The sequence below is a fragment of the Dickeya lacustris genome (assembly GCF_029635795.1).
GTDB lineage: Bacteria > Pseudomonadota > Gammaproteobacteria > Enterobacterales > Enterobacteriaceae > Dickeya > Dickeya lacustris.
This window is the reverse complement of record NZ_CP114280.1, coordinates 1,663,392-1,686,301: the sequence shown is the minus strand read 5'-3', so window position 1 is coordinate 1,686,301 and position 22,910 is coordinate 1,663,392. Positions and strand designations below refer to the sequence as shown.

Genomic DNA, 22,910 nt, shown 5'->3' with positions numbered 1-22,910 from the left:
CTGAATATCAACGTCCTCATCAGGCGACCCCCATTGCTCTTGGCACCGACAGAGCCTTTCCACAGAACCTTTCACGCCGCCGGAAGGCTAGCGCGAGGCCGTCACACCGGTGGCGCAGGCGTGATTTTCTCGCCATAGCGTGCGATCGGGTTATATTTTGCTCAGTAAAAGGTAAGGATTCCGTAAATGGAGCTGCGTCTATGACAACCAACGCTGACAATAGCGTGGTGACAACGTATGGGAAGACTTGCATGAAAATTTTACTGGTAGATGATGATGCTGAACTGGGGCACATGTTGTGCGAATACCTGACGGCGGAGGGGTTTGAGACGTCACAGGTCATGACCGGCAAGGAGGGCGTGGCCGGTGCGCTGTCTGAACAATATACCGCGATGATTCTGGATATCATGCTACCGGATATGAGTGGTATTGATGTGTTGCGGCAAATACGTCGCAGTAGCTCGATTCCTATCATTATGTTGACGGCAAAAGGCGACAACATCGACAGAGTCATCGGGCTGGAAATGGGCGCGGATGACTATGTGCCCAAACCATGCTATCCGCGTGAATTGGTCGCGCGTTTGCGCGCGGTGTTGCGCCGCTATGAAGATAAGCCGGAAAAAGTGGAAGACAGCGGCACGGTGACATATGGCGATCTGGTGCTGTGCCCGTTAACCCGCAGCAGCAAGTGGCGTGGTAACGCTTTTGACCTCACGGCATCGGAATTTAACTTGCTGGAGTTGTTGATGCGTTCATCTGAGCGGGTTGTCACCAAAGATGAGCTATCGGAAAAGTGCCTGGGCCGCCGCCGTGAGGCTTATGATCGCAGCGTAGACGTACACATCAGTAATATTCGCCAGAAGCTGGCCGCGCTTGATGGCTGCACTCTGGCGATAGAGACGGTACGCAGCGTCGGATATCGGATTCGCTAACATGCATGGGCGGCTATTCTGGAAAGTGCTGTTTGGTCTGTGGTTGACGTTTTTTGTCATCTCGCAACTGCTGTGGGTCGGTTTCTCGCTCTATGGCGGCCATAACGATCCGCCAGAGTTTCGGCTGGGCAAACATACTATTTCATTGCAAATGGCGCTGGCGACGCAGGCGCTGCGTCAGGGTGGGATGGCGCAGTTTGGGCGCACGCTGGCTGAGTGGCCTAAAAGCGAGCAGGGCTACATCAGTGTCGCGATTATCGGTGATGGCGATAATCGCGATAATGGCAGTAACGGCGAACGGCTATCGCCGTCGGTTGAAGCAAGAGAGCCACCGCCTCGGCCAGCATTGCCGGATTTTGCACCGCCGCCAGAGGAGCGTGGCCGCCCGGCGTGGCATCATGATGCGGTTCAGCAGGTCGTTGAGGGGGCAGATGGCCAGCGTTACCGTGTCAGCTTTGATACTGACCGCTGGCGGCAAGATATGATGCCTGAAGATAAGCGTCCAGGGCCGGTGCCGTTCTTTTTACACCTGCCGCCGCCGACAGTCTGGATTGGCGGGTTAGGCGGGCTGCTGTTTAGCGCGATGTTGGCCTGGAACCTGGCGCGCCCGTTGAGCCGATTGCGTGAGGGGTTTGATCGGGTTTCCCGGGGGGATTTATCCGTCCGTATTTACCCGTCGATGCGCCGCCGTCATGATGAAATCGCCGATGTCGCGCGTGATTTTGATGCCATGGTCGAGCGCCTTGCGGTGTTGGTGGGCGCGCGTGAACAATTGCTGCATGATGTCTCTCATGAACTGCGATCGCCTCTGGCTCGCCTGCAACTGGCGATAGGGCTGGCGCGTCAAAACCCCGATAATGTTGAAAGCGCACTGCAACGTATGGAGCGCGAGGCACAACGCATGGATAAAATGATCGGTGAAGTATTGACGCTATCGCGTGCCGAAAATCATGCGCTGAATAACGAAGAGTATTTTGATCTGCTTGGGCTGGTCAATGCGGTCGTCAACGATGCGCGTTATGAAGCGCAGGTGCCGGGCGTGGATATTTCATTACACTGCGGCGAGTTTGACGATTATACCGTGAAAGGTTCAGCCGAATTGATGCGGCATGCGCTGGATAACGTTATTCGCAACGCATTGCGCTTTTCCTCGCGTGGTCAACAAGTGCTGGTTACGCTATCGCGCGATGAAAAAGAGTGGTGCATTGGCGTTGCAGATAGCGGGCCGGGTGTCGACGCCAGCAAGTTATCGAGTATTTTTGACCCCTTCATGCGTATTGACTCGCCCAAGAGCGGCAAAGGCTATGGGCTGGGTCTGGCGATAGCGCGTAAAGCCGTTAGCGCACACGGCGGACGTATCGAAGCAGAAAACCGGACTCAAGGGGGCCTGCTGATTCGTCTTTGTATTCCGCGCTGGCAGTAATTGCCGAGCCCGAAATAGAACATGTGGGGAAAATAGACGGTAAAAAATAGGCCGTAAAGATGTAGCAAATCGCGCGGCCGAATATATCTCGCGACCTGAAGAGATCAATAAAAAATCAGAGCAGTAAAAACCAGAGCAATAAAAAACGGTGCCTAGGGCACCGTTTTAGTCTCAGCTAACGAGAGTATTACTTCTTGATGCGGATAACCGGTGTTTCACCGACAACAACCGTACCCGTCAGCTTGGTCAGTTCTTTGATTTCATCCATGTTTGAGATGACCACTGGCGTCAGCGTGGATTTGGCTTTTTCTTCCAGCAACGCCAGATCAAATTCGATCACTACGTCGCCTTTTTTCACGCGCTGCCCTTCTTCTGCAATGCGTTTAAAGCCTTCGCCTTTCAGCTCTACGGTATCAATACCAAAGTGCACGAAAAGCTCAATGCCACTGTCTGATTCAATGGAAAAAGCATGGTTGGTTTCGAAGATTTTACCGATGGTGCCATCGACCGGTGCCACCATTTTGTTACCGCTTGGTTTAATGGCGATACCGTCACCCACGATTTTCTCTGCGAACACGACATCAGGTACGTCTTCGATGTTGACGATTTCACCGGATAACGGGGCAATGATTTCGATGCTGCCGATTTCTTTCTTTTCGTCAGAAACCAGAGATTTCAGTTTATCGAACAAACCCATGATTTTCTCCTAAGCATTAATATTGGGTCAGCACAGCGGTATCAGCAAAGCGTCTTTTCTTTAATGAACCGGCTTACCAGACTGCTTAACTCTTCTGCCGTCGGCTGGGCTAATGCCTGCTCCGCCAGCGCTTTCGCATCTTCGTAATTGGCATTACGAATAATTTTTTTAATGCGAGGAATCGAGATGGCACTCATGCTGAACTCATCCAGACCCATCCCCAGCAGCAGTAGTGTAGCACGTTCGTCACCCGCGAGCTCGCCGCACATCCCCGTCCATTTGCCTTCGGCATGAGAGGCGTCAATCACCTGTTTAATCAGGGTTAACACGGCCGGCGACATGGGGTTATAGAGATGAGAAATCAGCTCATTCCCGCGATCTACTGCCAGAGTATACTGGGTTAAGTCATTTGTCCCAATACTAAAGAAGTCAACTTCCTTCGCCAGATGATGAGCGATAGCCGCCGCTGCAGGCGTTTCTACCATGACACCGACTTCAATCGTCTCATCAAAGGCTTTACCTTCTGCACGTAGCTGTGCTTTAAGCATTTCCAGCTCTGCTTTCAGCGCACGCACTTCTTCTACCGAAATGATCATCGGGAACATGATGCGCAGTTTGCCAAACGAAGAGGCGCGTAAAATCGCACGTAACTGAGCATGCAGAATCTCTTTGCGATCAAGGCAGATACGGATTGCGCGCCAGCCTAAGAAGGGGTTTTCTTCTTTCGGCAAGTCCATGTACGGCAGGTCTTTATCACCACCGATATCCATGGTACGGACGATAACGGCCTGAGCCCCTACCGCTTCGGCTACCGCTTTGTAAGCCAGGAACTGTTCGTCTTCGGTTGGCAGCGCGTCACGATCCATAAACAGGAATTCGGTGCGGTACAAGCCTACGCCTTCGGCGCCATTGCGCTCTGCACCGGCGACGTCACGCACGGTACCGATGTTGGCGCACACTTCTACCTGATGACCATCCAGCGTGATGGCAGGCAGGTCTTTCAGTTTGGTCAGCTCATGTTTTTCAGTGTTGTATTGCTCCTGAATCGCTTTGAGCTGGTCAATCGTCGCCTGATCGGGGTTCTGATAAATGGTGTTATTCACGCCATCCAGAATCAGGAAATCACCGTTATGAATCTTCTGCGTTGCATCCGTGGTGCCGACAATCGCAGGTAATTCCAGTGAACGCGCCATAATCGAGGTATGAGACGTCCGGCCACCGATGTCGGTAATGAAGCCCAGCACTTTGTTCAGGTTCAACTGTGCGGTTTCAGACGGCGTTAAATCTTTGGCGATCAGGATAACCTCGTCCTGAATATCACCCAGATCGACAATATGCATGCCAAGAATGTTTTTCAGCAGGCGCTTGCCGATATCGCGCATGTCCGCCGCGCGCTCTTTCAGGTATTCATCATCCAGTTCTTCCAGCGCTTTCGCCTGCGTCTCGATGACGGAAAACGCCGCCGCATCGGCTGATGCGTGGTCGTCTTTAATCAGGGAGATGATTTCCTGCTCGAATTCTTCATCTTCAAGCAGCATGATATGCCCCTCAAAGATGGCTTCCTTCTCTGGCCCCAGCGTTTCAGCCGCTTTTTTCTTGATAACTTCCAGCTGCTGAGAGGCTTTCGTCCGCCCAGTCAGGAAACGTTCGATTTCTACGTCTACCTGATCCGCAGAGATTTTTTTCCGGTTGACGATAATTTCATCATCTTTCAGTAACAGCGCCTTACCAAAAGCAATTCCCGGTGATACCAATATGCCTGAAATCATAACCCTTACCTTACTTGATTCTGATATTCACAAAGAGAGCGGGCTGTTATTCAAGTTCAGCCATCAGTTTGACCAGATGCTCAACGGCTTGCTGCTCGTCTTCACCTTCTGCGGAAATCGTGACGACAGTGCCCTGAGTCAGGCCGAGAGTCTGTAATTTGAACAGACTTTTGGCGCTGGCGCTTTTGCCGTTGGAGGTCACGGTGATTTCAGCGCTAAATCCTTTGGCTTCCTTGACAAACTGGGCAGCGGGACGGGTATGCAGACCATTTGGTGCGGTAATCGTAACGTCTTGCTTAAACATTCTTTTTTCCCCAACTTATTTGGATTGGATTCATGTTGTGGAACTAAAGTTTAGTGTAGGAACTGAACTTTAGCCTGTTTGGTTGCTCTGGCAGCATCAGAGCCGGCCGGGATGCGGTGAAGGGAAACGCCGGGTTTCTCTTTGCTAAATACCGCGATGATGTCCCAGGCCGTTATCAGACTGGCGATTGAAACATCCGGCCGAGGGTTTCATGTCGCTTGTCTGTTGTGCGCAAGGGGACGATGGGTATTAATTTTACGCATCAAAATAATTGTCCGGTTAAATACTAGACCTGAGTGTGAAAAGCAATCTGTCAGTAACGGAAAATTTGAACTCGACCACAAAAAAGCACCCCGGAGGGTGCTTTTTTTAGTTTTTAATTACCAGTAAAGAGAGGAATTACTGTTGCAGTTCCTGCTCGGTAAACAGATCGGCGAACAGTGCGGTACTCAGATAACGCTCACCGGAAGACGGCAGAATAACGACGATGGTTTTATCCGCAAACTGCTCTTCTTTCAGTAGGTTAAGCGCTGCGGCAACGGCTGCGCCAGACGAGATGCCCGCCAGAATACCTTCTTCTTCCATCAGGCGACGCGCTGTGGTGATGGCATCATCGTTACTGATGCGCTCAACGCGGTCAATCAGCGTTAAATCGAGGTTGGCCGGAATAAACCCAGCGCCAATACCCTGAATTTTATGCGGGCCAGGTTTGATTTCTTCGCCTGCCAGCGCCTGGGTAATGACCGGCGAATCAGAAGGTTCAACGGCCACAGAGGTGATGGCTTTTCCTTTGGTATTCTTGATATAGCGGCTGACGCCGGTCAAGGTGCCGCCAGTGCCGACGCCTGCGATAAACACATCCACTTCACCATCGGTATCTTCCCAGATTTCCGGGCCGGTGGTTTTTTCGTGAATTTCCGGGTTAGCCGGGTTGCTGAATTGCTGGAGCAACAGATAACGCTGCGGATCGCTTTCGACGATTTCTTCGGCTTTGGCGATAGCCCCTTTCATGCCTTTGGCGCCTTCCGTCAGCACCAGATTGGCGCCCAGCGCTTTAAGCAGCTTACGCCGTTCCAGGCTCATGGTTTCAGGCATGGTGAGCGTCAGTTTGTAACCGCGAGCAGCGGCAACATAAGCCAGAGCAATACCGGTATTTCCACTGGTTGGTTCTACGAGTTCAACGCCAGGCTTCAATACGCCGCGTTTTTCCGCATCCCAAATCAGATTGGCACCGATACGGCATTTGACGCTGAAGCTTGGGTTGCGTGACTCCACCTTGGCCAGAATACGCCCGTTGCCGATGCGATTGAGACGAACCAGCGGCGTGTGGCCGATAGTGAAAGAATTATCTTCGTAGATCTTGCTCATAGCCCGTCCTTAATAACTGTATGAAATTTTTGCGAACCTCAGAGAGGATACTCGTTCGGGGCAGCCAGTGAAGTAAAGAATCGCTATATCTATATGTTCTGAGGAAATATGTTTTCCTCAATTTCTGGTTATACCGCGTCATGCAGTTGTCTGAGTGATTGCAGTGGCATCCGGCCCGGCGCGGCCAGCAAACTACGCCGGGGCTAACGGTTAATGCGCGTGAGATACGCCAGAGAGATGGCGATAGTTGTCAACCCATAAGGCCGTCGCGCCACACACCGCTACCGGCATAATAAGCAGGTTCAGCAGCGGCACCATGGTACACAGGCTGACCAGCGCCCCGAATTGCAAATGGGTTAGTTTACGTTGGCCTAATGCCTGGCGCATGGCGGGAAAACTGACTTTGTGGTTATCGAAGGGATAATCACAGTATTGTACGGCCAGCATCCAGGCACCAAACAAGAACCACAGGATGGGGATGACTGTCTGACCAAGGCCGGGAATAAAATAGAGCAGCACCAGCACCAACGCCCGAGGTAAATAATAGGCCAGTTTTTGCGTTTCACGTTTCAGAATGCGGGGAATATCTTTGGCAATATCCACAATCCCGCTGCCGGGTAATGGCTGGCCGGTTAAGCGGGCCTCGAGTTGTTCTGCCAGCAACCCGTTGAATGGTGAGGCTATCAGGTTGGTGAGCGTGCTGAAGAAGTAGCTAAATACCAACAAGACAAACACCGTAACCAGCGGCCAGAGCAGGTAACTCAGCCATTGCAGCCAGCCGGGAATATGGCTCATCAACGCTGGCATCCAGACGCCCAATCGATGAAAGAGCCACCAGAAGGCGCTGCCCATTATCAGAATATTCACTAAAAGAGGAAGCAGAACAAAACGGCGGATGCCGGGAAGTGACAGCAGTTGCCAGCCTTTAAGAAAGTAATGCAGGCCACTGCGTTTGCGATCAAGCTGTTGCGTGTAAGACATGGTGCTGTTTTCACCCTATGATATGCAGGTGACGGCATCATATCGGGAGGGCTTTCAACTGGCTAGCCGTGATTTGCATGAAAAAAACGCAAAAAAATGCCGCCTATTGATCTTTATTATCATAAACTATCGCCCAGACTTGCACTTGGTTACTCAGGCAAATACAGTTAGGGGTATGTGTATTTGCCGTTGTGGCAATGTGCCGTTTTGGCAATGAATGGGAATAACTGGGATAGCAATGATGCAGGACCTGCGTCTAATCTTAATCGTCGTTGGCGCGATCGCAATTATCGCACTGTTATTGCATGGTCTGTGGACCAGCCGTAAAGAGCGCTCGTCCCTTTTTCGCGATCGTCCCGTTAAACGTTTGAAGCCCAAGCGTGATGACGCTGTGCTTGATGAAGCGGAAGAGGATGGCGTGGGCGAGGTGCGTGTAACGTCTTCTTCACGCTCTTCAGGGGCTCCCGCTTTTGGTCACTATGATTCATCGCATGATGAACGTACTTCTGCTCCCGCTACTCGCCAAGAGCCAGCTCTGTACGATCCGCTACTTGATGCGTCTGCGCCGCCGGAAACCGTACATGCCCGTCGTCCTGCTGTGGCAGAGTCTGCACCGCAGCCTGAGCCGGTGTATCGTCAAGCGCCGCAGCCTCAACAGCCTGCTGCGCCAGTAACGGAAACACCGGTGACGTTTTCTCCAACGGCATCTTCCGCCATTCCGGTTACGCCTACGCCTTCCGTTCCGCCGCAGCCCGAGGCCGTGCGTGAGGTGGTGCTGGTGTTGCATGTGGCAGCCCATCAGGGCGGCGTTATCGGTGGCGAGTTGTTACTGCAAAGCGTATTACAGTCGGGATTTCAGTTTGGCGAGATGAACATTTTCCATCGCCATGTCAACCCATCGGGCAGTGGCCCGGTGCTGTTCAGTTTGGCCAATATGGTCAAGCCTGGCTCTTTCAATATTGATACGATGGCGGAATTCAGTACCCCGGGTGTATCTATCTTTATGATGGTGCCGTCTTATGGCGATGCCAGTCAGAATTTTAAACTGATGTTGCAATCAGCGCAGCGTATTGCTGACGATGTCGGTGGCGTGGTGCTGGATGATGAGCGCCGTTTGATGACGCCGCAGAAAGTTGAAGCGTATAAAGGCCGTATCCGCGATGTGCTGAGGGCCAATAGCGCGCAGGATGCGTAATTCCCGCATGTACTGTGCGATGAAGCCTCCGCTTGCGGGGGCTTTTTTACTCTTATGCCTTTTACCCTTGTGTGTTTTACCTCGTTTCGATGTTGTAACGGTGATGGCGTAATCGCTGGCTGGTTTACTTGAATCAGACTGGCATTATCCATACGCCACGCACGTCGGTATGGGAGAGGGGCAAGGATAGCATTAACCACAAGGTCGATACTGTGAGTCATTCTCAGACGTTAAAACAGGAGTTGGGGTTAGTACAGGGCATTGGTTTACTGTCTACCTCTTTGCTAGGCACCGGAGTATTCGCTGTTCCGGCGTTGGTTGCAGAACAGTCGCGCGGCGACAGTCTATGGGCCTGGCCGCTGCTGATTATGCTGGTGTTTCCTATTGCGATTGCATTCGCCTCGCTTGGCCGACACTACCCTAATGCCGGTGGCGCCGCGCATTTTGTCAATCTGGCATTTGGGCCACGGCTTGCCCGCGTCACCGGCTGGTTGTTTTTATCCGTTATCCCGGTCGGGCTGCCGGCGGCAATGCAAATTGCTGCCGGTTTTTGGCAGGCGGCGTTTGGTCTTAGCGCGACAGGGTTGCTGTGGGTGCAGTTGTTGACGCTGGCGGCCATCTGGCTACTGGGGCTGCGTAGTGCAGGCTCCAGTGCGGTGATTCAAACGTTGATCGCGGTGTTGGTTGTCTTGCTGGTCGTCGCTATCTGGTGGAAAGGCGATATTGCGCTCACACAGATTCCGTGGCCTGCGCCATCAGCGATTAACGCACCTGTGATGCTTGACGCATTAGCGGTGATGTTCTGGTGTTTTGTCGGTCTGGAGGCGTTCGCTCATCTGGCGACGGAATTCACTTCACCACAGCGTGACTTTCCACGGGCATTGCTGATAGGCATGTTACTGGCCGGTGCGGTTTACTGGGGATGTACAGTCGTTGTACTGCATTTCGGCGCTTATGGCCCCCATCAGGTAGCCACGGCGTCACTGCCGGGCATTGTGGTTCGTCTGTTTGGGGAAAAAGCGCTTTGGCTGGCATGTATCGTTGGCTACCTTGCCTGTTTTGCCAGCGTCAACATTTACACGCAAGGCTTCGCCCGGCTGGTTTGGTCACAGGCTCCGGCGGGGAGTCGGCTGGCGCAGTTGTCAGCCGCCCGCGCACCGGCGAATGCGCTATCCCTGGTCGTTGCCTGCTGTCTTGTCTGCTGTCTTGGCATTTACTGGTTGCAACTGCCGCTGTCTGTCTTAATCGTTTACGCTAACGGCATTTTTATCCTGATTTACCTGTTATGTATGTTAGCTGGCTGTCGCTTGTTGCGTGGACGTTCGCGCCTGATGGCATTGGTCGGGAGCATTCTGTGTATCGCGCTGCTACTGACGCTTGGAACAAAAGTCTGGTATGCGTTGTTGATGCTGGCAGGATTATGGCTGGGATTACCGGTCAGAAAAGAGATGCAGCCAGAAAGATAATACCGATGCGGTTTGGCGCGTTTGCCCGGTCTCGTTGTTTGTTACATACATATCGTTTGCCACATAAACGTTTATTGCGTGAGAAACATATGGCTTGATTGACAGGAGAGGGGCTACCCCTGTCCTGTCAATACGTGTTACTGCGGGTCAGCAGGCGGTTGTGGGGCCTGTTCAGTGGCGGTGGTTTTCGCTTCCAGCGCCGCCAAACGTTGCTCCAGTTGGGCGAGCTTTTCGCGCGAACGCAGCAGCACCTGCGTTTGGATATCAAATTCTTCGCGGCTGACCAGATCGAGTTTGCCTAACTGCGACTGCAACACCTGACGAATTTTTTTCTCCACATCTTCGCCAAATTCCCGGATGCCTTTTGGCATGGATTCCTGCACCTGACGGGCAATTTGCTCTAATTTTTTCGGGTCAATCATGACGCTTTCCTGAATGGTTTGACGATATCGCGGACAGTCTCAAGTGTACTGCCTGACCGGTCTGGTATAAACAAAAAGTGATTTTGATTGTGTGAATTTTGCGATCTTTACGCGGGCTTATTGATTGCCGGAATCGTCGGTTAGCGTTATAGTAATTGCGCTTATTCTCAGGGCGGGGCGTAATTCCCCACCGGCGGTAAACCAGTTCAAGCTCATCGCTTACTGGAAGCCCGCGAGCGCTCAGGCTGTTGCCTGAGGTCAGCAGATCCGGTGAAATTCCGGGGCCGACGGTAATAGTCCGGATGGGAGAGAGTAACGAGTTGCGACAGGCACGCTGCCTGCATGCGTTATTTTTCGTTTTTGTTCGTCATTCTGGTTCCTGTCATGGGGCCTTAGATTGCGTATAAAACAACTCCTCAAGTTCGCCCTGATTCTGGTAATCCATATAAAAATTGAGGTTTTTTACCATGAATCAGACTTTACTTTCCGAATTTGGTACTTCTGCCGAGCGCGTTGAACGTGCGCTGGACGCTTTGCGTCAGGGCCGTGGTGTGATGGTGCTCGATGATGAAGACCGAGAAAACGAAGGCGACATGATTTTTGCCGCTGAAACCATGACCGTTGAGCAGATGGCGCTGACCATTCGTCACGGCAGTGGTATCGTTTGCCTGTGTATTACCGAAGAGCGTCGTCAGAAACTGGAACTGCCGATGATGGTGGAAAATAACTCCAGCCACTATCAAACCGCGTTTACTGTGACGATTGAAGCCGCAGAAGGCGTAACGACAGGGGTGTCAGCCTCCGATCGCCTGACCACGGTGCGTGCGGCTATTGCTGACGGCGCACGCCCGAGCGATTTAAACCGCCCTGGCCATGTGTTCCCGCTGCGTGCGCAGCCCGGCGGCGTACTGGTTCGCGGTGGTCATACGGAAGCCACGGTTGATTTGATGCGTCTGGCTGGCTTTAAGCCGTTTGGGGTGCTGTGTGAGCTGACCAATGATGACGGTTCTATGGCGCGAGCGCCTGAAGTTATCACATTTGCCAAGCAACACGACATGCCGGTGCTGACGATTGAAGATCTGGTGGCTTACCGTCAGGCCACTGAGCGTAAAGCCGGTTGATAGCCAAAGGCGCATCGCTCCCTGCGCTCGTTTCTTCAAGGCCGTTTTTACGGCCTTGAAGAGGGCGAAGCGGTAAGACATCATGCGCTACCGCCCGTCATCAGCTAGTCCGGTTTACGGGCTAGCAGGGTCGCAAAGCGCAATTTGATGCGTTTGCCCTCCGCGTCCGTTTTGTGCAGTTCTCCCACCTCCTCGTTATATTTCACAATCTCCCAGTCTTGGTAGTAATGACGCAATTCGTCATGTGCGAAAGTGAATGAAAAGGGCACCGTACAGGGGAAATCCTCGGTGGACATGGCCGCCACAATCAAATTATGACCGCCCGCCAGGGTGTGCGCCTGCATATTCTCGATAATCGCAGGGACGCTCTCTCGGTTGAGAAACATGAACACCACGGTAGACAGGATAAAATCATACTGGTGATGAATATCGGCCTGATTAATGTCGTGTACAAACGTTGCTATGTTGCTGAGTTGTTCGTCAGCGATGATGTCATTGAGTGCATTGATACTTTGGGCATTTTTGTCACAGGCAGTGACATCGAATCCTTGCAGATTGAGATAGAGCGCATTACGCCCGCCACCGCAGCCAAGATCGAGCGCTTTGCCGGGCGTAACATGGGGCATGGCGGCAATGACTTCAGAGTGGGTGCGCGTCAGGCCATATTTTTTATGGTAATAGTCTTCTGCGCGGCAATAAAAACTCAACTGGCATTGCAGATCGTCAGACACAGCGACAATACGGTGCCAGCGCTGAGGCTCGATGTAAGGCGGCTGCTGCTGAGTAGAAAACTGCAACACGGCTTCTTCCTCACCCTGCTCGGTCAGCAGAGCAAAGGTCAACTCGCCTTTGAGAATATGTAGCCTGGCCCAGGTACCCTCTTGTGTGTTGTGCTTTTCCCGAAACGCGGCGGGCAACGTTTCGCTGTTCCATTGCGGTAATTGTTTGTAGCACATCAACGCCGGTGTATCGCTCATCATTCGCCCTCTTAATTTTGTTGCTGGCGTGCAGCCTTACGGGTGCTCGCGCGGATAAACATATTGGTTGATGACCAGGTTTATGATCGTGATTGATGACCATAGTGTGGTTGATAAGCATAGTGTATGCGCAGGAAGGGGCGGATGGCTATAAGTTGCATTAAAAATACATCAATTAAACCGGGGGCGGCAGGCGCGGGTATCCGTGCGGTATGACAAGGCGGCAATGCACCGATGGAGCAAAAATAGCGGGGATGGCGCAGGCCACCCCCGAGAAGCGTTGCGATGAGGCAACGGCGACGAGCGCCGTTATGGTGCGATTAACCGCAGCGGTTGCACTGTTTCGTCTGAATAATCTGGAAGAAGTCATTGCCTTTATCATCGACCAGAATAAAGGCCGGGAAATCTTCCACTTCGATTTTCCAGATAGCTTCCATCCCCAATTCCGGGTACTCAACGCACTCCAGACTCTTGATGCTGTTTTGCGCCAGAATAGCCGCCGGGCCACCGATGCTGCCGAGGTAGAAACCGCCGTGTTTTTTACAGGCGTCGGTCACTTGCTGGCTGCGGTTGCCTTTTGCCAACATCACCATACTGCCGCCGTGCGATTGCAGTAAATCGACGTAGGAATCCATACGCCCTGCGGTGGTGGGGCCGAGTGAGCCGGAGGCGTAGCCTTCCGGGGTTTTGGCCGGGCCTGCATAGTAAATCGGGTGATCTTTAACGTATTGCGGCAAGTCAGCCCCGCTGTCGAGTAACTCTTTGAGCTTGGCATGAGCGATATCACGCGCCACGATAATGGTGCCATTGAGCGACAGGCGGGTGGAAACCGGATACTGCGACAGGGTTTTCAGGATATCGGCCATGGGGCGGTTTAAGTCGATGCGCACGACTTCGCCTTCACCCGCCTGACGCAGATGCGCAGGAATGTATTTACCCGGGTTGGTTTCGAGCTGCTCAAGCCACAGCCCTTCACGGTTAATCTTGGCTTTGATGTTACGGTCAGCCGAGCAGGAGACCCCCATGCCGACCGGACACGATGCACCGTGACGCGGCAGGCGGATAACGCGCACGTCATGAGCGAAGTATTTACCGCCAAACTGCGCGCCTAGCCCCAGATTACGCGCTTCTTCCAGCAGTTCCTGCTCCAGAACCACGTCGCGGAAAGCCTGGCCGTGTTCGTTACCTTCGGTCGGCAACTCGTCATAATATTTGGTTGAGGCCAGTTTGACGGTTTTCAGCGTACTTTCTGCCGAGGTGCCGCCGATGACAAACGCAATATGGTACGGCGGGCAGGCGGCGGTGCCGAGCGAGCGCATTTTCTCTACCAGGAAATTTTTCAGTTTCACCGGGGAAAGCAGGGCTTTGGTTTCCTGATACAGGTAGGTTTTATTGGCTGAACCGCCGCCTTTGGTGACGAACAGGAATTTGTACTCTTCGCCCTCGGTGCTGTAGAGGTCTATCTGCGCGGGCAGGTTGGTGCCGGTGTTCACTTCTTTGTACATATCCAGCGCCGCGTTCTGGGAGTAGCGCAGGTTGTCTTCGATAAAGGTGTTATACACCCCGCGTGACAGTGCTTCGGCATCATCGCCACCTGTCCAGACGCGCTGGCCTTTCTTGCCCACAATGATAGCCGTCCCCGTGTCCTGACAGGTTGGCAGAATGCCTTTGGCGGCAATTTCAGAGTTACGCAAGAATTGCAGTGCAACGTAGCGATCGTTTTCGCTGGCCTGCGGGTCGCTCAGAATATCAGCGACCTGCTGCTGATGGGCCGGACGCAGCAGGAATGAGGCGTCATGAAAGGCCTGTTGCGCCAGTAGCGTTAACCCCTGCGGATCGACTTTCAGGATATCCTGACCTTCAAACTGACTGACAGAAACAAAGTCACTGCTGATTAAACGGTATTCGGTTTTATCTTTCGCTAATGGAAACGGATCTTGGTAATAGAATGGTTTATTCGACATTTTCTTCTCACTTGCAGCCGCATTATTGAGTCATTCACATCGGGTGTTATTTTCCGTCCAGGGTTTTTGTGTCGGTCTTATTGTTGTTACGTCTTGTTGTACCACCGACAGGTCTGACAACAAAAACCATGAACGTGAGGTGATATTCCTTAAATCACGCAGATTCACGGCGACGTATCGCCTTAACTGCGCACCTTTGAGGGATACCGACTCACATACTATGGCTTTATGTCAGGCAGTACCACGCTAACAAGTCACATTATTTTTATCTTCGTCATGTTTTTATCGAAAATATATCCTTAAAAAAATTATGGATTAGATAATCATCAGCGCACGCCCACATATTCATATTAAGTCATTTATTTAATTTATTTAAGTGGGTGCCATCCAGAGCCTCGCCATAATATGAATAACAAAAAAATGGCGGCCAGGTTAAATGGCTCGCCGGTATTTTTTGTCGAAAACAGCGCGCCTCAATCGATGCGTTTTCGCGCCGCCCGGCGCACTGACTTGCCACGATGAGGGCTACTCTGTTTGCGCCAGTAGCGCGTCAATCATCCATAATCCGGCGGGGCCAGGCGGAGCCGGTCGTGACCAGGCGACATCCACGGCGATTTGTTGGGGAAAGCCGTTGAGGTGAAGTTCGACCAGTCGATTCGGCGCGTACTCATTGACCAGCCAGCGTGGCAGCACACTCCAGCCAAACCCCTGTTCTGCCATTTCCAGCAGCATCAGGTAAGAGGGGGTTGACCAGATGGCGCTTTGTGCCTGTGGCCGGGCGCGCGGGCTGTAAGTGTGCAGGCACAACTGGCGCACCGTGGCGAGCTGTTCATGCGTGACCTGCGGGGAATGCGCCAGCGGGTGGCCTTTTGCCACAAACACTGCCATTTCGGTTTTTACCTGCAACCGGGAAACCGCGATGTCCGTTGGGTAGTGGGCACGCGCTTGCAGCACCCCCACCTGAGCGCGTTCAGATTGCAGCAGCTCCAGCACATCTTCATCTTCGGCTATCAGGCACTCAAATTCGACTGCGGGAAAGCGTTCGCCAAAGCGTTGCAGCACCGGGTAGTAGTGACGGCATTGCCAGGTATCTGACAGCACAAAGGTCAGGCGCGGTTCGACATTGTCCGCCAGCTGGATAGCTAACTCATCCAGCGCTTCACTGGCAGCGAGGATCGCCCTGACATGACTGAGCACCTTACGCCCCTCATCTGTCAATACCGGCTGATGGCCGCGCCGGTCAAACAGCGTCAACCCCAAATCGGCTTCCAGATTCGCAACAGCGGTACTGACGGTAGACTGGCTTTTTTGCAGGTGACGGGCAGCGGCAGAAAAGGAGCCGCAGTTGGCTGTGGCAATAAATGCCAACAACGATTCAGGCGAGTAACGCATGACCACCTCTATCGATTTTCTAGATGGAAACTAATTTAACACTATTGGATATTTCGATGAAAATAGCACCCTCTGATGATTTTCGCACCAGCAGAAGGAGAAACGTATGCAACAGCGAATGAAACCGTCAGCCCATCCAGCCCCGAAAACATGGCGTGAGCGGGTGCTCCATGCCGTGGGGTTTGAAGTGATGGCACTATTGATTTGTGCCCCTGTCGGTGCTTGGGTGTTGGATCGCCCAATACTTCAGGTTGGCGTATTGTCGCTGTTGTTATCCAGCGTGGCGATGGTGTGGAACGTGCTTTATAACAGCCTGTTTGACTGGCTGTGGCCGGTCAGCCGTGTGGCGCGTACTCTGTGGGTGCGTATTACCCATGCGCTCGGTTTTGAAGGCGGATTTATTGTGATGGGTCTGCCGCTGGCGGCGTGGATGCTGCATATTACGCTGTGGCAGGCATTGATGGTGGAAATCGGTTTCTTTTTATTTTTCCTGCCCTATACCGTGGCCTATAACTGGCTGTATGACCTGCTGCGCGCCCGCTGGTTCGCCGTTGCGCTACCGGTGCGTCGCTAGTTGCTTGCCACCTGTCGGCGTCGGTACGTCCTTGCGGCCTTTTGCCCGTTTGCCCGTGAATGATTTCGCATCACGGCGGTTGCCACGTGCTGAGATAAATAAAACATGGCTGTGAATGGTGATCTGTTTGCCGATGACGCCCCCCAGACTGGCCGCGAAGCGCTGGCGGCTGGGGCCGTGCTGCTGCGCGGTTTTGCCTGGGCGCAGGCGGAAGAATTGTTAAGCGCGCTGGCGCAGGTGATACGGCAGGCGCCGTTTCGCCACCAACAGACCCCCGCAGGGCATGCGATGTCGGTTGCCATGAGCAACTGCGGCCAAACCGGGTGGATAACCGATGCCTGCGGGTATCGCTACAGTGCGTTTGACCCGCAATCCGGTAAACCGTGGCCTGCTATGCCCGCGTGTTTTTTACGCATTGCGCAGGCCGCCGCGTATGAGGCCGGTTATTCCGGGTTTACCCCGGATGCCTGTTTGATTAATCGCTATGCCGTGGGCGCGAAAATGTCGTTACATCAGGATAGCGATGAGCAGGCGCTGCATCAGCCGATTGTTTCTGTGTCGCTGGGGCTACCGGCGCTGTTTTTGTTCGGCGGTGCGACGCGCACTCATCCTTGCCAGCGTGTACCGCTCTGGCACGGTGATGTGGTGGTGTGGGGGGGCGCATCGCGGCTTTACTATCACGGCGTGCAGCCAGTCAAGGATGGCCCGTTACCGCTGTGCATGAAAGAGGCGGTACGGTTTAATCTTACGTTTCGTCAGGTGTGACACACCCTTGAGCGGTGTGTCACCGGCGCGTTGCCGCGCCGTTTTCCTGACGATTTTTTACGGCCGATTATTTTTTAGTAAAGTGCAGGTAATCGAGCGCATTCTCGCCCGCCATGCGGCCTGAGTTGAGCGCAAAACCAAAGGTACCGCCACCCAACAGCAGGTCATAGGTGTCGCCATACATGCCAGCGGCGTCGTTACCGGTGACATACAACCCTGGAACGGCGCTGCCCGCCGGGCTCATGGCTTCCATCTTGTCGTTGATTTTCACGCCGCCGAGCGTACCCAGCGCGGCAGGCATCATTTTCACCGCATAGAAGGGGCCCGTTTTCACCGGACGCAGGTAATCCATGTTCTTATTGAACACTTCATCGCGTTTTTGGGCGGCAAAACGGTTGTTCTCTTCCACCGTGTGCTTAAGCACGCTGGCATCCATGTCCATCGCCTTCGCTAACTCGTCCAGCGTATTGGCTTTGAACACAAAACCACGGTTTTTCTGGCTCTCTTTGGCGAACTCTTCGTCGAATTTCACCAGTTTGGTGTTGGCGATAACCCATTCGCCAATCGGTACGTCAATACCGTCATTGACCACGTGTTTGCGTGTTTCGTCATCGAACACGGAATACATCACGCCACCGGCCTTGGCCAGCGCATTACCGGCGTGTGGCCAAATAATGACGATGGATTCATCCGTAAAGCGGCGACCGTGTTTATCCACCCACAGATAAGGCTGACGTGCGGCGGCCAGCATTTGCGAGTTGGGGGCATAATCCGGCAGGCCTGGGCGGTAGGATTGAACGACGCCCATGCCTTCCTCTTTTGCCCCGGCTTTCCAGGCCATTTTGATGCCATCGCCGTCTTTACCGATGTTACCGACCATGATGGTGTCCGGCATCGCGACGTATTTTTGCAGCATCTCTTTATTGTTGGCGTAGCCGCCGGTAGCAATAATTACCGCTTTTGCGTCGATCTGGAACGGTTTGCCGTCGCTGCCTTCGGCTATCACGCCAGCGACTTTGCCGTCCTTCATCACCAGGTCTTTACCGGCTGTTTTCACAAGCGTTGTCACCGGCATGCTTTTGAACTGCTCGTGGAAGGTTTTGATCAGGTGACGACCATGGCCGGGGCCGTCGATAACGTGCCAGGTCAGCATGCCGCCAGGGCCGCCGGGGCCGATGTATTCAAACTTAATCCCTTTGGATTTCACCCATTCGATGGTATCAGCCGAGCGGTTGACAAATGCGCGCACCACAAACGGGTTAGCCATCCAGTGGCTGTATTCCATGATGGTTTTAAACGCCATATCGGGCGTGACCACAATGCCCTGACGTTTTTGCATGGCGCTGTTGGCGGCGAAAATCCCTTCGGCAAAGTTTCCGGTGCCGCCGACCGCCGGTTGTTTTTCCAGCAATACGACGCTGGCACCTTTTTCTGCTGCCGCCATGGTTGCGGCCGTGCCCGCCGCCCCTGCGCCGATGACGACTACATCGGCACTTTTAGGAATGACGACCGGTTTCGCCGCTTCGGGGGCGCTGGCAGGTTGCGGTGCAGCCTGATCGGCCTGAGCCGAGGCTATTCCGAGCACTGACAGGCACAGGGCGGCAAGAAGTGTTCTTCGGTATTGAGCCATCTTGTTTTCCTTTTTGCTTTTTTTCACCAATAACATCGTTATCACTTGCCGTATTCACACCGGGATTGCCCAAGGCATGACACGGCTTGTCTGGCTATTGACGCGCTTTGGCGTAGGCCTCTTGTGCAGCATCGTGTACCGCACCGCTGGTCATGGTGGCGCCAGAAACGCCATCCACATTGATGGTTTTCTTTTCGGTCATGGTTTTTGCCAGTTCTTTCGCGGCTTCACCGCCGACTTCTGGCGTTTCTGATGGCGCATCAATACTGGCTTTATTGACCGTGCCAGCGGCATCCACGTCGATAGTAACGGTCACGTCACCGCCGATGCCTTGCTTACTGGCGGAATAGGTACCGGCCTTGAAGGATTCTGCCTGCGCCACCGTAAGGCTGCCGGCTGCTATCAGAAGACTGGTGAGTAATGTGATGGAACTTCTTTTCATAACGCGGTTTCTCTGTTGATTAATAAAATGCTTGATGAGCAAAACATGTGATGCGTAACACCTGATGCGTAACACCGCGCTCTGCCGCCGTTCAGGAAGACGGGGAGAGCAGAGCATGGCCATCCTCCTGATGGAGATGGCGAAACAGTAGGCTGCTTAACATCAGCCCGCAGCCGAGTACCACGCACAGCAGGCTGAATGCGCTGAGATGCAGCCAGGGCGTCAGGTGCGACAACGCACGCAGCGCCGGAAACGTCAGCGCCATACTTAGCATCACTGCCAGTAACTGACTGAGTAACATGATGTTATTACCGCTATTGCAGGTGTCATGGCGCAGGTGACAGCAGGCCAGCGTGCTTTCAGCGCAGTGCAATAGCGCGCCTAATACGCCAAGCGCGGTGGCTATCAGGCCGATGGCGGGCAGCGATCGCTGTTCAATCGCCAGCGCCAGCGCCAGTACCCCCAATGCCGCCAGGAGTGATGCCCCGATCAGCAACTGGCGATAACCAAGACGGCGCACTACCCCCTCAAACACGCTTTTCGCCACCAGCGCCCCGATGGAGAACAGCAGCATAATCAGCCCGGCCGTCGCAGTCGGAAGCGCCAGCGCCGTTTGGATAATCAACGAGAGCACCACCGGCAATGAGGCCAGCAATAGTCGGGTGACGACACCGCCCCACACGCCGATAGAGAACGTGCGGACGCCGAATAGCGACATGGGCAGTAACGCTTCACGGGTGGTCGGCGAGGTACGCAGATAGCACCAGCCGCAGCCTGCGGCCGCAATGCCTGCCAGCAGTAACAGTGGCGGCGGTAACAGCTGTTTGGGCGCGGCACTGAGCAACAGCGCGCAGAGTAATAACGTTGCCATCAGCGCCAGCAGGCCCGGTAACGCGATACGGTGAGTCGCTGGCCTGACGCCTGCGCAAATAGCATGACGACTTAGCCACAGACACAGTAATGACAACGGGATGACGGCCAGAAAAATCGCCCGCCAGGAGTAAACGTCACTGAGCAGGCTGCCGATGAGCGGGCCGGTGAGCGTGCCGAGCAAGCCAAGCCAGGTCATACGGTTCAGAAATGGCAGCTTCTGCTGTGGCGTGGTGGTACGCAGCGCCAGCGTACGTACTACCGGCAGCAGTAATGCCCCGCCGATGCCTTGCCAGCAGCGGCTGATAGCCAACATGACAATCGAGTCAGCCTGGCTGCATAACAGCGCCCCGCTGAGAAAGATACACAGCGCCAATTGACATACACAGCGTTCCCCCAACTGCTGACTGAGCCAGCTGTTAAGTGGGGTGAACGCCACCACGGTTATCAGGTAGGCGATGACCACGCACTCCATCTGCAATACCGGTTGTTGTAACGCGCGCGCTATCGCCGGAATGGTGACATACAGCATGGTGGTATCGAGCGACTGCATGAAGAACGCCACCGAAGCCAGCCAGAACAAAGCACGCGCGCCGTTCATCTCAGGCCACCGTCATCTGACCGGCATACAGCACGAACAGCCGCAGTAAAAACACCCCCAGCAGGCTGAATGAGGCGGTGGTGAACATGATGCGACGGCTGGCTTGACGTGCAGCCGGTAGCGCCTGAGCGAGCAGCGGCAGCACAATACCGACACCCAGAATACCGAGCCAAAATACCGCGCCCCAAAAACCACTGAGGGCCACCTGTGCAGCGACGGCCTTTTGACCTCCGCCTAATAACAGGCCGACAAAAAAGGCCAGCAGTAAAAACAGTTCCGTGCCAGCCAGCGGTTTTTCCAGCCGATGCCAAAAAATGTACTGTTTGCGGGCAGGCGGCGCGAAAGCGTGGGGTGGCGGCGACCAGCAGCATCACGGCAAGGCCGGAGGTGAGGCCGGAAACCAGAAACAGCACCGGCAGTACCGGGTTATTCAGTAACGGGAACGATTTCAGCGCCGAGAGCAGAAAGCCGGTGTAGCAGCCCAGCAGTAACGCCAGCACCAATAACACCGACTCCAGCCGAACGACGTGGCGCGCCAGCGCCGTCAGAACACGGGTCAGCGCCTGATGGTAGCGTGCGGGCAGCCGGGCGGCACACAGACGTAGCAGGGGTTCACGGTACAGCGTGACCAGCCACAGCATCATCACCAGTAAGTAAACCTGAAACAGCATCACCCCAAGCGACATAATGGAGTGCGGGTTATAGAAGAAAAGCAGATACCAGAAGGTCATTGGCCGCGCCAGATGGAAAATCAGGATAACCAGCCCCAGCATGACCGACAGCGGCGCGACGATAGCTGTCGCGATAACCAGTGGGTGCGTTGGCTGGTACTCCTGCGGCACATAATGGCGAAACAGCAGCGTCAGCACCATCATGCCAGAGGAGATCCCCACCAACAGCAGATAGATGGCAATCGGCCAGTCCCAGACCAGCGAGTCGAAGTGAAAGGCATTATGCATGGTCGCTTTCTCCGTATTTGCCGGGGATGCGGTAAAGGTTAGGGCCGGTGCCGAGATACACTTTGCTGCGATAGATGGGGTTGTTTTTAATCATCTTCGCGATGTCACTTTCAGGATCGTTGAGATCGCCAAAGACCAGCGCTTTCGTCGGGCAGATCTCCACGCACGCCGGTTTTTTCCCTGCCGCCAGATTGGTTTCCCGGCAAAAATTGCACTTGTCGGCGGTGTTGGTGGTTGGGTTGATAAAACGCACGTGATACGGGCAGGCCGCGATGCAGTAACGGCAGCCGACGCAGCGCTTGTCGTTGACATCAACAATGCCGGTCAGCGCATCTTTGAATGAGGCTCCGGTAGGGCAAACGGAAACGCAGGGCGGGTTATCACAATGCTGGCAAGACTGGCGGAAGAACTGTTTGACCGGTTTGTTGGTATCGCTCGCCGTCATATCGACCGTCTGTATGATGTTCAGCCGGGAAACCCCTTCTGGCACCTGATTGGTTTTGCGGCACGCGCTCACACAGGCTTTACAGCCGATACAGCGTAATTCGTTATGCAACATGCCGTATTTGACCGGCCTGGGCCCTTGCGCGGTTGTCGCCGCGTCCTGGGCAATGGCGGGTAAGCCACTGCCCGCTGCGGTCAGCGCGCTGCCCATAATGGCGATAAAACGACGTCGGGTGTAATTTTCCATAAAATAACCTTTCAGCAATCGGGGCTCGCCCGGTATCACGAGAATGGATTGCGCGATGAAATATTTTTACGCCATATTCTGAATAATTCGCTTTCAGGCAATGGCGTTATTTTTATCTTATTAAGTCTTTTTTATTCGTCTTAATAATAAATCTAATTTTCGAGAAGGCGATGGCGATATTCGACTGAGCGTTCTCGGTAAATGAATAAACAACCAGGAATCTACTGTAATAAATTGGAACATGTGCGGTGGCACGGATTTGTGGGTTGCTTCACAATTAATTTTTTGCAGATAGGGATATAAATAATTGCAAAGCACGATAACTGGTAAAATAGTATTTTTATTGTGATGTTTTTATTTTTTATTG

Annotated in this window: 20 protein-coding genes, 1 pseudogene and 1 riboswitch; of the genes and pseudogenes, 7 read left to right on the top strand and 14 right to left on the bottom strand. The window is 53.7% G+C overall.

The genetic code is table 11. The features are described from left to right. Positions 1–251 precede the first annotated feature (251 nt). Together O1Q98_RS07585 and O1Q98_RS07580 are read left to right on the top strand one after the other, a co-directional pair. Positions 252–932 carry a response regulator transcription factor gene (locus O1Q98_RS07585; protein ID WP_125258505.1) on the top strand — a complete coding sequence of 227 codons (681 nt, stop codon included), beginning with the start codon at positions 252–254 and terminating at the stop codon, positions 930–932. A 1-nt stretch (position 933) separates the two neighbouring features. Then, positions 934–2,355, top strand: coding sequence for an ATP-binding protein (locus tag O1Q98_RS07580; RefSeq protein ID WP_125258416.1), 1,422 nt, complete (start codon positions 934–936; stop codon positions 2,353–2,355). A 187-nt stretch (positions 2,356–2,542) separates the two neighbouring features. On the opposite strand, the gene crr is transcribed toward O1Q98_RS07580, so the two are convergent. The 5 genes from crr to cysZ all read right to left on the bottom strand — a co-directional run bounded on the left by crr (position 2,543) and on the right by cysZ (position 7,474). After that, the gene (crr, locus tag O1Q98_RS07575) at positions 2,543–3,052 is read right to left on the bottom strand and encodes a PTS glucose transporter subunit IIA (RefSeq protein WP_125258417.1); all 510 of its coding nucleotides are present in this window, start codon (positions 3,050–3,052) and stop codon (positions 2,543–2,545) included. A 41-nt stretch (positions 3,053–3,093) separates the two neighbouring features. Continuing rightward, a complete protein-coding gene (ptsI, locus tag O1Q98_RS07570; protein WP_125258418.1) occupies positions 3,094–4,821 on the bottom strand; it encodes a phosphoenolpyruvate-protein phosphotransferase PtsI in 1,728 nt (575 codons plus the stop codon). 46 nt (positions 4,822–4,867) lie between these two features. Beyond that, positions 4,868–5,125, bottom strand: a complete 258-nt coding sequence (gene ptsH / locus O1Q98_RS07565) for a phosphocarrier protein Hpr (protein ID WP_125258419.1) — start codon at positions 5,123–5,125, stop codon at positions 4,868–4,870. 399 nt (positions 5,126–5,524) lie between these two features. Next, entirely contained in the window at positions 5,525–6,493 is a 969-nt protein-coding gene (gene cysK, locus O1Q98_RS07560) for a cysteine synthase A (protein ID WP_125258420.1), read from the bottom strand. Positions 6,494–6,703: 210 nt separating this feature from the next. Continuing rightward, complete coding sequence (cysZ, locus tag O1Q98_RS07555) at positions 6,704–7,474, bottom strand: sulfate transporter CysZ (RefSeq protein WP_125258421.1); 771 nt, start codon at positions 7,472–7,474, stop codon at positions 6,704–6,706. A 238-nt stretch (positions 7,475–7,712) separates the two neighbouring features. Between cysZ and zipA the strand changes: the two genes are divergently transcribed. Both zipA and yjeH read left to right on the top strand, forming a co-directional pair. Next, positions 7,713–8,669 carry a cell division protein ZipA gene (gene zipA, locus O1Q98_RS07550; protein ID WP_125258422.1) on the top strand — a complete coding sequence of 319 codons (957 nt, stop codon included), beginning with the start codon at positions 7,713–7,715 and terminating at the stop codon, positions 8,667–8,669. A 212-nt stretch (positions 8,670–8,881) separates the two neighbouring features. After that, positions 8,882–10,135 carry an L-methionine/branched-chain amino acid transporter gene (gene yjeH / locus O1Q98_RS07545; RefSeq protein WP_125258423.1) on the top strand — a complete coding sequence of 418 codons (1,254 nt, stop codon included), beginning with the start codon at positions 8,882–8,884 and terminating at the stop codon, positions 10,133–10,135. Between the two features lie 137 nt (positions 10,136–10,272). Here yjeH and ubiK read toward each other — a convergent pair whose 3' ends face one another. Then, positions 10,273–10,557 carry a ubiquinone biosynthesis accessory factor UbiK gene (ubiK, locus tag O1Q98_RS07540; protein WP_125258424.1) on the bottom strand — a complete coding sequence of 95 codons (285 nt, stop codon included), beginning with the start codon at positions 10,555–10,557 and terminating at the stop codon, positions 10,273–10,275. A 159-nt stretch (positions 10,558–10,716) separates the two neighbouring features. Further along, positions 10,717–10,875: riboswitch (FMN riboswitch) on the top strand. Between the two features lie 149 nt (positions 10,876–11,024). Here ubiK and ribB point away from each other — a divergent pair. Further along, entirely contained in the window at positions 11,025–11,678 is a 654-nt protein-coding gene (gene ribB, locus O1Q98_RS07535; protein WP_125258425.1) for a 3,4-dihydroxy-2-butanone-4-phosphate synthase, read from the top strand. Positions 11,679–11,782: 104 nt separating this feature from the next. Here the strand turns inward: ribB and tehB are convergent, their stop codons facing one another. The 3 genes from tehB to O1Q98_RS07520 all read right to left on the bottom strand — a co-directional run bounded on the left by tehB (position 11,783) and on the right by O1Q98_RS07520 (position 16,011). Then, the gene (tehB, locus tag O1Q98_RS07530) at positions 11,783–12,655 is read right to left on the bottom strand and encodes an SAM-dependent methyltransferase TehB (RefSeq protein WP_125258506.1); all 873 of its coding nucleotides are present in this window, start codon (positions 12,653–12,655) and stop codon (positions 11,783–11,785) included. Positions 12,656–12,975: 320 nt separating this feature from the next. Next, a complete protein-coding gene (gene fumA / locus O1Q98_RS07525) occupies positions 12,976–14,619 on the bottom strand; it encodes a class I fumarate hydratase FumA (protein ID WP_125258426.1) in 1,644 nt (547 codons plus the stop codon). Positions 14,620–15,144: 525 nt separating this feature from the next. Continuing rightward, a complete protein-coding gene (locus O1Q98_RS07520) occupies positions 15,145–16,011 on the bottom strand; it encodes a LysR family transcriptional regulator (protein WP_125258427.1) in 867 nt (288 codons plus the stop codon). A 106-nt stretch (positions 16,012–16,117) separates the two neighbouring features. Between O1Q98_RS07520 and O1Q98_RS07515 the strand changes: the two genes are divergently transcribed. Together O1Q98_RS07515 and alkB are read left to right on the top strand one after the other, a co-directional pair. Continuing rightward, entirely contained in the window at positions 16,118–16,585 is a 468-nt protein-coding gene (locus O1Q98_RS07515) for a multidrug/biocide efflux PACE transporter (protein ID WP_125258428.1), read from the top strand. A gap of 111 nt (positions 16,586–16,696) precedes the next feature. Next, a complete protein-coding gene (gene alkB, locus O1Q98_RS07510) occupies positions 16,697–17,350 on the top strand; it encodes a DNA oxidative demethylase AlkB (protein WP_125258507.1) in 654 nt (217 codons plus the stop codon). 67 nt (positions 17,351–17,417) lie between these two features. Here the strand turns inward: alkB and O1Q98_RS07505 are convergent, their stop codons facing one another. The 5 genes and pseudogenes from O1Q98_RS07505 to O1Q98_RS07485 all read right to left on the bottom strand — a co-directional run bounded on the left by O1Q98_RS07505 (position 17,418) and on the right by O1Q98_RS07485 (position 22,543). After that, positions 17,418–18,980, bottom strand: a complete 1,563-nt coding sequence (locus tag O1Q98_RS07505) for an FAD-dependent oxidoreductase (protein ID WP_125258429.1) — start codon at positions 18,978–18,980, stop codon at positions 17,418–17,420. 94 nt (positions 18,981–19,074) lie between these two features. Then, positions 19,075–19,422, bottom strand: coding sequence for an FMN-binding protein (locus tag O1Q98_RS07500; protein ID WP_125258430.1), 348 nt, complete (start codon positions 19,420–19,422; stop codon positions 19,075–19,077). A 91-nt stretch (positions 19,423–19,513) separates the two neighbouring features. Further along, the gene (locus tag O1Q98_RS07495) at positions 19,514–20,893 is read right to left on the bottom strand and encodes an MFS transporter (protein ID WP_125258431.1); all 1,380 of its coding nucleotides are present in this window, start codon (positions 20,891–20,893) and stop codon (positions 19,514–19,516) included. 1 nt (position 20,894) lies between these two features. Then, positions 20,895–21,852 (bottom strand): annotated as a pseudogene (gene nrfD, locus O1Q98_RS07490) (cytochrome c nitrite reductase subunit NrfD). Beyond that, a complete protein-coding gene (locus O1Q98_RS07485; RefSeq protein ID WP_125258433.1) occupies positions 21,845–22,543 on the bottom strand; it encodes a 4Fe-4S dicluster domain-containing protein in 699 nt (232 codons plus the stop codon). The pseudogene nrfD and the gene O1Q98_RS07485 overlap by 8 nt, the downstream one beginning before the upstream one ends. Between the last annotated feature and the right edge of the window lie 367 nt (positions 22,544–22,910).